General features: G+C 69.5%; 10 protein-coding genes. All 10 read right to left on the minus strand.

The window, feature by feature from the left end; all coding sequences use genetic code 11:
* Positions 1-307: 307 nt before the first annotated feature.
* On the minus strand, positions 308-1,585 hold the full coding sequence (tyrS, locus tag I0Q12_RS13975) for a tyrosine--tRNA ligase (protein WP_197252495.1): 1,278 nt from the start codon (positions 1,583-1,585) through the stop codon (positions 308-310).
* 7 nt (positions 1,586-1,592) lie between these two features.
* The gene (locus I0Q12_RS13980) at positions 1,593-2,297 is read right to left on the minus strand and encodes a DNA-3-methyladenine glycosylase (RefSeq protein ID WP_197252496.1); all 705 of its coding nucleotides are present in this window, start codon (positions 2,295-2,297) and stop codon (positions 1,593-1,595) included.
* Positions 2,242-2,463 carry a Trm112 family protein gene (locus tag I0Q12_RS13985; protein ID WP_197252497.1) on the minus strand — a complete coding sequence of 74 codons (222 nt, stop codon included), beginning with the start codon at positions 2,461-2,463 and terminating at the stop codon, positions 2,242-2,244. The genes I0Q12_RS13980 and I0Q12_RS13985 overlap by 56 nt, the downstream gene beginning before the upstream one ends.
* A 40-nt stretch (positions 2,464-2,503) precedes the next feature.
* The gene (locus tag I0Q12_RS13990; RefSeq protein ID WP_197252498.1) at positions 2,504-5,491 is read right to left on the minus strand and encodes an acyl-CoA synthetase; all 2,988 of its coding nucleotides are present in this window, start codon (positions 5,489-5,491) and stop codon (positions 2,504-2,506) included.
* A gap of 141 nt (positions 5,492-5,632) precedes the next feature.
* Positions 5,633-7,063, minus strand: coding sequence for an argininosuccinate lyase (gene argH, locus I0Q12_RS13995; protein ID WP_197252499.1), 1,431 nt, complete (start codon positions 7,061-7,063; stop codon positions 5,633-5,635).
* Between the two features lie 3 nt (positions 7,064-7,066).
* Positions 7,067-8,266 (minus strand): argininosuccinate synthase, encoded by a 1,200-nt coding sequence (locus I0Q12_RS14000; RefSeq protein ID WP_197252500.1) that lies wholly within the window; start codon positions 8,264-8,266, stop codon positions 7,067-7,069.
* Positions 8,267-8,313: 47 nt separating this feature from the next.
* On the minus strand, positions 8,314-8,841 hold the full coding sequence (locus I0Q12_RS14005) for an arginine repressor (RefSeq protein WP_197252501.1): 528 nt from the start codon (positions 8,839-8,841) through the stop codon (positions 8,314-8,316).
* A 2-nt stretch (positions 8,842-8,843) separates the two neighbouring features.
* Positions 8,844-9,773, minus strand: a complete 930-nt coding sequence (gene argF, locus I0Q12_RS14010; protein WP_197252502.1) for an ornithine carbamoyltransferase — start codon at positions 9,771-9,773, stop codon at positions 8,844-8,846.
* A 3-nt stretch (positions 9,774-9,776) separates the two neighbouring features.
* Positions 9,777-10,967 carry an acetylornithine transaminase gene (locus I0Q12_RS14015; protein WP_197252503.1) on the minus strand — a complete coding sequence of 397 codons (1,191 nt, stop codon included), beginning with the start codon at positions 10,965-10,967 and terminating at the stop codon, positions 9,777-9,779.
* On the minus strand, positions 10,964-11,759 hold a 796-nt coding region (argB, locus tag I0Q12_RS14020; protein WP_231610634.1), incomplete at its 5' end, for an acetylglutamate kinase. The genes argB and I0Q12_RS14015, both read right to left, overlap by 4 nt.

Here is an 11,759-nt window from a genome sequence, read left to right on the forward strand (position 1 = left end):
GACATTCATCGGCACACTGTTGAGTTCTCAAAGAACACGCACACACCATCGCGTTCCGGACTGGCGTCCGACCCGCTCCGGGGCAACTGTTCTAACCTAGCAGGTCCATCTTACCGAGTCAAAATCACTTCGAACCGGTACGATCTTCTGCTTGGCTGTCCGATCATCGCGGGGCACTAAAGTTGCCCGTACCTTCCGGTCCGGGTCTGTGTCCCTCTCGCTCGAACGACGACTAAGTTACGCCTCCGCTAACGGGCCGTCAAATCCGCAGGTCAACGGCCCGTCAGCCCGTAACATGAGAGCGCTGTCAGCCCCGGACGAGGCGCACGCCGGCAAAGTTCCGCTTGCCGCGCCGGATGACGAGCCACTGCCCGTGCAGAACGTCCGATTCGCCGGGCGTCCAGTCCTCCGAAGCGATACGCGCGTTGTTGACGGAGGCGCCGCCTTCCTTCACCGTGCGCCGCGCCGCGCCCTTGCTCTCGCACAGTCCGGTCGTGACGAGCAGGTCGACGATCGTGGACGGCTCGCCCTTGTGGACTTCGGCGATCGATGCCTCGGCCAGCGCCGCCGCGAGCGTGCCCTCGTCGAGATCGGCAAGCTCTCCGCGACCGAACAGTGCGCGGCTCGCGAGCTCCACCGCGCGGGTGTTCGCCTCTCCGTGGACCAGCGTGGTCATTTCCGCTGCGAGCCGACGCTGGGCCTCACGGGCCTGCGGGCGTTCCGCGGTGGCGACCTCGAGCTCGGCGAGTTCTTCCTGGTCGAGGAACGTGAACCAGCGCAGGTACTTGATCACGTCGGCGTCACCGGCGTTCACGAAGTACTGATACCAGGCGTACGGCGTGGTCATCTCCGGGTCGAGCCACAGGCTGCCGCCGCCGGTGGACTTGCCGAACTTCTTGCCGTCCGCGGAGGTCACCAGCGGAACGGTGAGTGCGTGCACGGACTCACCGTCGACGCGGCGGTTGAGTTCGACGCCGGCGATGATGTTGCCCCACTGGTCGGAGCCGCCGACCTGCAGCGTGCAGCCGTACTTGCGGCGCAGCTCGACGAAGTCGTTGGCTTGCAGAAGCATGTAGCTGAACTCGGTGTACGAGATGCCGTCGCCTTCGAGACGGCGCTTGACGGTGTCGCGGGCGAGCATCACGTTGACGGAGAAGTGCTTGCCGATTCCGCGCAGGAAGTCGATCGCGCTGAGTTGCCCGGTCCAGTCCATGTTGTTGGCGACGATCGCGCCGGTCGGGGAATCGTCGAAGTCCACGAACCGCTCGAGCTGACTGCGAATGCGTTCGGCCCATTCGGCGACCGTGTCGACGGAGTTCATCGTCCGCTCCCCCACCTCGCGGGGATCGCCGATCATGCCGGTGGCCCCACCTGCGAGAACGATCGGCCGGTGGCCCGCGCGCTGGAAACGCTTGAGAGCGAGGAGAGGCACGAGGTGACCGGCGTGCAGACTCGGCCCGGTCGGATCGAAACCGGCATACAACGTGAGCGGACCTGCGTCGAGGTCCCGTCGCAGTGCGTCGATGTCGGTCGATTGGGCGATGAGCCCGCGCCAGGTGAGTTCGTCGAGAATGTGCTCAGTCACCGCTCGATCATCCCATCCGCGGATTCGCGGCCGGCGCCCGTGGGCTCCGCCGGTACGCCGAGACCCCGATCGCGCCGGGAATCCACAGCCGCCACGGCCGATCGGCTGCCTGCGTGATGCCGACCCGGGGACCGGTCTCCACGGGGTCCGGGACGGTGCCGGGGGCGAGGTCGAGACGCACTCGCGACGTCGCATCGAACACGTCGAGGCCGTTGTCGGCGAGTGTCAGACCGAGCGCTTCGGCGAGGTTGCCCGGTCCCCTCGCCAGGTTCGGCTCCGCGGTACCCGGGGTGCGGCGAGCGCGGACGGTCTCCTCTCCCGACACGACGTGCGCACCGCGCAGCAGTGCCGCGGCCGCGACCCCGTCGGGTCCGATCGAGATGTTCGCGCAGTGATGGATGCCGTAGCTGCGGTACACGTACAGATGACCCGCCGGTCCGAACATGACCGCGTTGCGGGCGGTGCGGCCGCGATACGAGTGCGCGGCCGGGTCCGGCCAGGGACCGTCCTCGGGCCCTCCGTACGCCTCGACCTCGGTGATGCGCAGTGCGACGTCGCCGACCCGGAGGATCGCGCCGAGCAGCAGGCGTGCGCCCGCGACGGGGTCCGCCGCGCTCAGCTGCGCCCTGCTGTACGTGCCGTCGCCGGTCAGCCGATCAGTCCTGCGTCCAGCCCGCGACCCCGCGCGCGACGTAGTCGTCGTGTTCGGCATCGGTCACCTCGCGCGCCTCGTCGACGAGAAGGACGGGAATGCCGTTCTCGATGGGGTAGGCGCGCCGCAACCGTGGGTTGTAGAGGACGACGTCGTCCACGAGGAGCAACGGCCCCTTGTCCTGCGGGCAGGCCAGGATGCTCAACAGCGTGGGGTCGACAGCCACCGTTGTCCTCTCGAAGTGCGATATGCGAACGGGACCAAGGCTACCGCGCAGCGGAACCCGAATCGACGACGCCCGTCGCCAGCCGCGCTGCCACCGCCTTGGTGAGCCGCTTGTACGTTCCGGTCTCGGGGTCGGCGTACCAGGAACGCACCGTCGGCCTCGGAACACCCTGTGCTCGCAGATCGTCCGCGATGGGCCTGAAGGACGGCCCGAGCGGGATGCGCGGCACCACGTGCACGATGTCGGGGCGTTCGGCGGCCGGCAGTGCATCGAGCGCCGCGGTGATCTCCACGGAGCTCGGCGCCTTGTTCTCGCGCAGCGTGCACGCGGCCACGGCGAGGTCGGTATCGCCGGCGCGCACCCCGTAGGCGACGACGAGATCGACCCGAGGGAGCGCGCCGAGCGCGTCGACGACGGGTTGCGCATAGACCGGGCCGCGCGGGGTGACGATGACGGTGCGCTTGTTGTCGAGCAGCCAGAAGTCGCCGTCCGCGTCGCGCCGGAACAGGTTCTCGGTGGGGACCCACGCATCGCCCGTCTCGAACACACCGCGCATCACGCTTGCGGAGATGTCCGTGGTCGAGCTGTAGCGGCCGAGCAGCAGTCCGACTTCGCCGGGCACGCTCTCCCGGACGAAACCTCGTTCGTCTTCGACGAATCGCCGGCCGACCGGGTCGTAGGCGGCCAGCCGGACCTCGGCGCTGCCGGGCAGCGGCCGGCCCTTCGACCCGACTTTCGCGCCGGACACGTTGGCCAGCACGATCGCGCCTTCGGTGGAGGCGTAGAACTCGAGCACCTGCGCGGGGGCGAACCGCTCCATGGTGCGCCGCCACAGGCCGGGGGTCATGCCGGAACCGATGAACAGGCGCACCGGGTGGATGTCGTCGATGTGCAGCGACGGGCTGTCGAGGATCTCCCGCAGCATCGCCCACGTGTAGGTGATGACGGTGACGCCGTAGCGGTGCACCTCGTCGCTGAACCGCGCCGGATCCAGTCCCCGGGACAGCGCGATGCGGCATCCACCGGCGAGTGCACCTCCGAAACTGACGAGCAGTCCCGACGAATGGTGCAGCGGCGCGAGGCAGTACACAGTGTCGCCGCGGCCGAGGGCCGCGGCGGTCGCGGTACCGAACGCCGACAGTGCCCACCGGTGGTTGGTGACCAGCTTCATCTCGAGCGAATCGCCGTGGCCGGTGAACAGGATGAAGGCGAGTTCGCGGGCCATGCCGGGGTCCGGCACGTACCACCCCGGCAGCTCCATCGTGGAGGTGTCGAGGCGTTCGAGATCGATGACGTCCGAGCCGGGTTCGACGTCGAGGTCGCGCACGTCGCCGCCGCCGAGCACGAGGACGGGCAGACCGGTCGCGACGGCGGTCCCGAGGTGCTCCGGGTCCGTGACGATCTTCTCGACGGCGCCCAGCCGGAGGGTCTCGTCGAGGTCGGAGCCGGGTGGCAGCAGCACCGACACCCCACCGATACGGGAGACCGCCGTGACCGCGGCCATGGCGCTCGGGCGCGTGTCCATGAGGACACCGACACGCATCCCGGGGCGCACGCCGCCGTGGATGAGTCCCCGCACGACGTTGTCTATGCGGCGGTTGACCGCGGCGAAGGTGTAGACGCGATCCTCGAAGATGAAGCATTCACGGTCGGCGGCCTTGCGGCCCTGCTCGGCGAGGAGGCTGCCGACGGAGATCCGCGTGTGCGGCTGGATCTGCCCGAGCCGCGCGAGCCGCGGCAGCGCCCGCGCGGCCTCACCGGACAGTTCGCGGGCGCCGCGGACGGTACCGGCGGCGATCTCGGCGAGACCCTTGCCCACTTCCACACCGACCTCGGCGATGGTGGCGGCGGTGTGGGTCAGCCGGCTGGTGACGGACACGCCGGTCTCGCCCTCGGCGTGCGGTTCGGGCACGGCCATCGGGACGATGCCGACGGGCCGGTCCCCCTGCTGCTCGCGCCACAGCACCCATTCCCCGACCGTGGGCCACGTGTGCTGCGCCGCGGAGGTGCCGACGACGAGTCCGAAATGACCTGCGCGCAAACAGTATTCGAACACCTGCGCACGAGGGGCCGCTTTGCGGATGCCGCGCACGGCGAGGGGCTGCCCGATATCGTCGACCTCACCGACGAACGCGAGGATCGGGCACGTGATGTCCGCGAGGGTCACCGCCCGGTCGTTGATGACGAATCCGCCGCTGACCATCCGGTTGTGCGCGATGAACTGACGCAGCAGATCCGCGACCGCGGGACCCGACCACGCGACCCAGCCCTCGGTGTCGAGGAATCGGCGCTGCGGTTCCCTCGGCAGCAACGCTTCCCGGTCGTGCAACTGCATGACGAACTCGAGCCGCGCCCGCACCGTCTTGATCGGGTCGAGGAACTGGAAGCCGGTGCGGGCCATCCACCCGGTGATCGCCATCCGGTTGAAGACGTGGTCGGCGAGAAAATCCGCGCTGCGGACCGCGATGGCATCCGGGATACCGAACGGCAACGCCGCCAGGGTGTCGACGGGACTACCGAACGTGATCAGACTGGCGATGTTGCGGCTGCGCCGGTATGCCGCGGCCTGATAGCAGAACATGCCGCCCTGCGAGTATCCGCCGAGATGGATGTCGCGGCCCGTGTAGTCGTGAACCCGGTCGACGATCTCGTCGAGGGCGACGATGTGGTCGGTGAGGGTGCGGCTCCAGCCGCCCTCCTCCTGGTCCGGGGACCCGAAGTCGACGACCCACGGATCGAGACCGACGGCGTGCAGCATTCCGACCGCGCCCTTCTCGCGGGTCACGTCGTACACATCGGCCGACATCATCATCGGCGGAACGAGGACAACGGGGATCCCGGTCGAGGCGGTATCGGTCTCGGGAAAGTAGCGGCGCAGACGGTACATCGGAGTCCGGGCGACGACCTGGTACGGCGACGGCGCCGCCCCGGTCTCGAGCCCCCCGAACCGAATCACCTCGAGGCCGTTCTGCGCCGTCGCCACGACGCGACGCAACGGCCCCATCACCGATTCACTCCCCAGTCCCACGAACCGCACCCCATCCGCCGCGTGTACCGCAATCCGACATGTCAGAACCCCAGCCTGCCACACGCCGGGTATGCCACAGGCCGGTTCGAAACGCCGTGTGGGTCACACCCGGCGTCGGTCGAACCGGCCTGTTCGGATCGGTCAGGCGCGGACCTGCTCCCGCAGCTCACGCGCGGTCGCGCGGACCCCCGCGAGCTGCTCGGCGACGCGCTCTCCGGCCGTGCCACCACGCGCGTTGCGGGACGCGATGGACCCTTCCACGGTGAGGACCTCGCGCACCTGCGGGGTGAGGGCGGGATCGACCGCGGCGAGTTCCTCGTCGGTGAGGTCCTCGAGTCCCACGCCCCGGCCTTCGGCGACCTTGACGCACGCGCCGGCCGCTTCGTGCGCGACCCGGAACGGCACGCCCTGACGCACCATCCACTCGGCGATGTCCGTCGCGAGGGTGAACCCGGCGGGCGCGAGCTCGGCCATCCGGTCCGTGTGGAACGTCAGCGTTTCGACCAGGCCGGTGATCGCCGGGAGCAACAGCTCGAGCTGCGCCACCGAATCGAACACCGGTTCCTTGTCCTCTTGCAGGTCGCGGTTGTACGCGAGCGGCTGCGCCTTGAGGGTCGCGAGCAGGCCGGTGAGGTTGCCGATGAGACGACCCGCCTTGCCGCGGGTGAGCTCGGACACGTCCGGGTTCTTCTTCTGCGGCATGATCGACGATCCGGTGGACCACTCGTCGGCGAGGGTGATGTACCCGAACTCGGGAGTGCTCCACAGGATCACCTCCTCCGCCATGCGCGACAGGTCGACCGCGATCATCGCGAACACGAACGCGGCCTCGGCTGCGAAGTCGCGCGAGCTGGTCGCGTCGATCGAGTTGTCCGCGGCCGAGTCGAAGTTCAGCTCGGCGGCGATCGCATCGGGGTCGAGCCCGAGCGAGGACCCGGCGAGCGCACCGGATCCGTACGGGGACACGGCGGCACGCTTGTCGAAGTCACGCAGCCGCTGCACGTCGCGCAGCAGCGGGTGCGCGTGCGCGAGCAGGTGGTGCGCGAGCAGGACCGGTTGCGCGGCCTGCAGGTGCGTCTTGCCCGGCATGACCGCCTGCGGGTGCGCGGCAGCCTGGTTCGCGATGGCCTCGACGACGTTCAGCACCCCGTCGGAGATGCGCCGCGCGGCGTCGCGCAGCCACATCCGGAACAGCGTGGCCACCTGGTCGTTGCGGGACCGGCCCGCGCGCAGGCGTCCGCCGACCTCCGGTCCGACCCGGTCGATGAGGCCGCGTTCGAGGGCGCCGTGGACGTCCTCGTCGGACTCGGCGGGAACGAACGCCCCGGACGCGACGTCGGCGGCGAGCCGGTCGAGGCCGTCGAGCATGGTGGCGAGGTCGTCGTCGCTGAGCAGCCCGGCCCGGTGCAGGACCTTCGCGTGCGCCTGGGAGGCGCGCACGTCGTACGGGGCGAGCGCCCAGTCGAAGTGCGTGGACTTGCTCAGTGCCGCCATGGCGGCGGCCGGTCCGGATGCGAACCGGCCGCCCCACAGGGCGCCTTCGTTGGTGCCGTGAGAGTCCTGGCTGGTCATGATCTACAGGCCCAGATCGCGCTTCGCGGCGACCTTCGACGACAGGCCGTGGATCTGCACGAAGCCCTTGGCGTTGGACTGGTCGAAGCTGTCGCCCTCGTCGTAGGTGGCGAGGTTGAAGTCGTACAGCGACTCGGGGCTGCGGCGGCCGTTGACGGTGATGTGTCCGCCGTGCATCACCATGCGGATGTCGCCGGTGACGCGTTCCTGCGTGTGCTTGATGAAGGCGTCGAGAGCGGTCTTGAGCGGCGAGTACCACAGGCCGTCGTACACCAGCTCGCTCCAGCGCTCCTCGACGCGCCGCTTGTAGCGGCCGAGTTCACGCTCGAGGGTGACGTGCTCGAGTTCCTGGTGCGCGGTGATCAGGGCGATGGCGCCGGGCGCCTCGTAGATCTCGCGGCTCTTGATGCCGACGAGGCGGTCCTCGACCATGTCGAGGCGGCCCACGCCCTGCGCGCCGGCGCGCTTGTTGAGCTGCTGGATGGCCTCGAGGACGGTGACGTGCTTGCCGTCGATCGCGACTGGGCGGCCGGCCTCGAAGGTGACGATCAGCTCGTCGGGGGCCTGCCAGTTGAGGGTGGGGTCCTCGGTGTAGTCGTAGACGTCCTTGGTGGGGGCGTTCCACAGGTCCTCGAGGAAGCCGGTCTCGACGGCGCGGCCCCACACGTTCTGATCGATGGAGAACGGCGACTTCTTGGTCACGTTGATCGGCAGGTTGTGCTCGCCGGCGAACGCGATGGCCTTCTCGCGGGTCCACGCGTAGTCGCGCACCGGGGCGATGACCTGCAGGTCGGGAGCGAGGGCGCCGAAGCCGACCTCGAAGCGCACCTGGTCGTTACCCTTGCCGGTGCAGCCGTGCGAGACGATGGTGCCGCCGTGCTCGCGGGCGGCCTGCACGATGTGCTTGACGATCAGCGGACGGCTGATCGCGGACACCAGCGGGTAGCGGTCCATGTAGAGCGCGTTGGCCTGGATGGTGGGCAGGCAGTACTCGTTGGCGAATTCGTCCTTGGCGTCGACGACGATGGATTCGACGGCACCGCAGTCGAGGGCGCGCTGACGCACGACCTCCATGTCCTCGCCGCCCTGGCCGAGATCGATGGCGACGGCGACGACCTCCTTGCCGGTCTCCTTGCCGATCCAGCTGATGGCAACGGAGGTGTCCAGCCCGCCCGAGTAGGCGAGTACGACGCGATCGGCCATTGTTCTTGCGCTCCTTCTTGATTCGACTGACGTCTATGGGTGGTAGTTCACGCGAGTGATTCGATTTTGGCGGCCAGTTCAGCCCCCGTCGTCGGCTCCCGGGCGATCACCGCGATGGTGTCGTCCCCGGCGATCGTGCCGACGACCTCAGGTAATGATGCCCGATCGAGTGCACTGGCCAGATAGTGCGCTGCCCCGGGCGGTGTGCGCAGCACCGCGATGTTGCCGCTGTGGTCGGTGGAGACGAGCAATTCCCCCAGGAGACGGGACAATCGGTCGGTGCCTCCGGACACCCCGCGCACGGGGCTGCCGTCCTCGGGCACGACGTACACCCCGGCTCCCCCGTCGGCGGCGCGGAGCTTGACCGCGCCGAGTTCCTCGAGGTCGCGCGACAGGGTCGCGGTGGACACCTCGATGCCTTCGGCGGCGAGCAGCGCGGCCAGTTCGGTGTGGCTGCGCACCTCGCGGGTCGAAACGAGCGCGGTGATCCGCGCCTGCCGCGCCGCGCGCGTCGGGGCCGAGGATGCGGCGGGGCGGTCCGTCGTTCCCTCGGGTCGGCTCGCGGCGGTGCTCACGGTCAGTGCTCCCGCTGCTCGAGCAACCACACGAGCAGCGCCTTCTGGGCGTGCAGCCGGTTCTCGGCTTCGTCCCACACGACCGCACGGGGTCCGTCGAGGACATCGGCGGTGATCTCCCGTCCGCGGTAGGCGGGCAGGCAGTGCAGCACGATGGAGTCGGGTTTCGACAGGGCCAGGAGTTCGGCGTCGACCTGGAACGGCCGGAACACCGAGTCGCGGTCGAGGCCGTCGTCCTCCTGTCCCATCGACACCCAGGTGTCGGTGACGAGCACGTCGGCGTCGGTTGCGGCGGCCTGCGGGTCGTCGGTGAGGGTGACGCTGCCGCCGGTCTCCTCGGCGCGGACACAGCTGGCGGCCACGATGCCCGGGTCGGGGACGAATTCGGCCGGGGACGCGATCGTGACGTGCATGCCGGCGGTGACGCCGCCGAGCATCAGCGAGTGCGCCATGTTGTTGGCGCCGTCGCCGAAGTAGGCCAGGGAGAGGCCCGCGGTGCTGCCCTTGTGTTCGCGGATGGTCTGCAGGTCGGCGAGCACCTGGCACGGGTGGAACGTGTCGGTGAGCGCGTTGACCACCGGGACGGTGGAGTGCGCGGCGAGGGCCTCGATGCGGTCCTGACCGTAGGTGCGCCACACGACGGCCTCGGTGTACCGGGAGAAGACGCGCGCGGTGTCCTCGAGGGTTTCGCCCTTGCCCAGCTGGGTCGTGCCGGCGTCGACGACGATCGCGTGACCGCCGAGTTGGGCGATGCCGGCGTCGAACGAGAAGCGGGTGCGGGTGGACGTCTTGTCGAACAGCACCGCGACGCTGTAGGGCCCCTCGAGGGGGCGGCGCGACAGGGGCGCCTTCTTGAGCTCGGCTGCGAGGTCGAGGATCTGTGCCTGTTCGGCGGGGGTGACGTCGTCGTCGCGCAGGAAGTGCCTGACCATGGGTTAGCTCGTCCCTTCCGTCTGGGCCGTGTCGAGGATCGCGGGCAGTGCGGCGACGAACCCGTCGGCCTGGTCCTCGGTGAGGATCAGCGGCGGGGCGAGCCGGATGACGTCGGGTGCCGCGGCGTTGACGAGGTATCCGGCGTCGCGCGCGGCCGCCTCGACCGCGGCCGACTTCGGGGCGGTGAGGACGACGCCGAGCAGCAGACCGGAGCCGCGGACGTGGTCGACGAGCGGGTGTCCGAGTTCCTCGATGCCGGTGGCGAGGTGCTTGCCGACGGAGTTGACGTGGTCGAGGAGATTCTGTTCGTCGATGGTGCGCAGCACTGCGAGCGCGGCGGCCGCGCACACGGGGTTTCCGCCGAAGGTGGTGCCGTGCTTCCCGGGCTGGAACAGCTCGGCGGCGGGGCCGGTCGCGACGACGGCGCCGATGGGCAGGCCGCCGCCGAGTCCCTTGGCGAGGGTCATCACGTCCGGGACGACCCCGGCTGCCTGGTGCGCGAAGAACGTGCCGGTGCGGGCGATGCCGGTCTGCACCTCGTCGAGGACGAGCAGCGCGCCCTTCTCGGTGGTGATGCGCCGGGCCGCGGCGAGGTAGCCCTCGGGCGGGACCACGACACCGGACTCGCCCATGATCGGTTCGAGGAACACGGCGGCGGTGTTCTCGTCGACGGCGGCTTCGAGGGCGGCGATGTCGCCGTAGGGGACGAATTCGACGCCGGCGGGCATGGGTTCGAAGGGTGCGCGCTTGTCGGGCTGGCCGGTGAGGGCGAGCGCGCCCATGGTGCGTCCGTGGAACGCCTTCTCCGCGGCGATGATCTTGAGGCGGCCGGTGAGCCGGGCGATCTTGAAGGCCGCCTCGTTGGCTTCGGTGCCGGAGTTGCAGAAGAACACCCGGCCCTCGTGCCCGAAGTGCGCGAGCAGCCGTTCGGCGAGCTCGAGCACCGGCGGCGAGGCGTAGAGGTTCGACACGTGCCCGAGCTGGTTCAGCTGCGCGGTGACGGCCTCGATGATGGCCGGGTGGCGGTGGCCGAGGCTGTTGACGGCGATGCCGCCGAGCAGGTCGAGGTACTGCTTGCCGTCGGCGTCGGTGACGATCGCGCCGTCACCGGCGACGAGCGCGACCTTCGGCACGCCGTAGTTGTGCATGAGCGAATGCGCCCAGCGTTCCTGCAGATCGGACGTGCCGGTCATGCTGTGCCTTCCTGGGTGGGGGTCACCATGGTGCCGATGCCCTCTTCGGTGAACAGTTCGAGCAGAACGGAGTGCGGCTGGCGGCCGTCGATGACGTGAGCGGTGGGGACCCCGCCCTGCACGGCGCGCAGGCAGGCTTCCATCTTGGGGACCATGCCCGCGTCGAGGGACGGCAGCAGTTCGGTGAGCGCGGCGGCGTCGATCTGCGACGCCAGCGAGCTGCGGTCGGGCCAGTTCGTGTAGAGCCCTTCGACGTCGGTGAGGACGACGAGTTTCTCGGCGCCGAGCGCTTCGGCGAGCGCGGCCGCGGCGGTGTCGGCGTTGATGTTGTGCACGACCCCGTCGGCATCCGGCGCGATCGTGGAGACGACGGGGATGCGGCCGGCGGCGATGAGGTCGAGGACGGCGGCCGGGTCGACGGTGGTGACGTCGCCGACGAGCCCGATGTCGGTGTCCTCACCGTCGACGACGACGGTGCGTCGGGTGGCGGTGAACAGCCGGGCGTCCTCACCGGAGATGCCGACGGCGTACGGGCCGTGGCTGTTGATCAGCCCGACCAGTTCGCGGCCGACCTGGCCGAAGAGCACCATCCGTACGACGTCCATGACTTCGGGTGTGGTGACCCGGAAGCCGCCGCGGAACTCCCCTTCCATGCCGAGGCGCTTCAGCATGGCGTTGATCTGGGGGCCGCCGCCGTGCACGACCACGGGGTGGATGCCGACGGTGCGCAGGAAGGCCATGTCGGCGGCGAACGCCGACTTGAGGTCGTCGTCGATCATGGCGTTGCCACCG

Origin of the sequence: Rhodococcus sp. CX, assembly GCF_015865005.1 — a bacterium.
Lineage (GTDB): Bacteria > Actinomycetota > Actinomycetes > Mycobacteriales > Mycobacteriaceae > Rhodococcus.

Bases quoted from the DNA above. Each gene is read 5' to 3' on its own strand.
- I0Q12_RS13980 (WP_197252496.1), bottom strand. From the start codon at position 2,297: ATGCCGAACACGACGACTACGTCGCGCGCGGGGTCGCGGGCTGGACGC.
- argH (WP_197252499.1), bottom strand. From the start codon at position 7,063: ATGACCAGCCAGGACTCTCACGGCACCAACGAAGGCGCCCTGTGGGGC.
- I0Q12_RS14000 (WP_197252500.1), bottom strand. From the start codon at position 8,266: ATGGCCGATCGCGTCGTACTCGCCTACTCGGGCGGGCTGGACACCTCC.
- argF (WP_197252502.1), bottom strand. From the start codon at position 9,773: ATGGTCAGGCACTTCCTGCGCGACGACGACGTCACCCCCGCCGAACAG.
- I0Q12_RS14015 (WP_197252503.1), bottom strand. From the start codon at position 10,967: ATGACCGGCACGTCCGATCTGCAGGAACGCTGGGCGCATTCGCTCATG.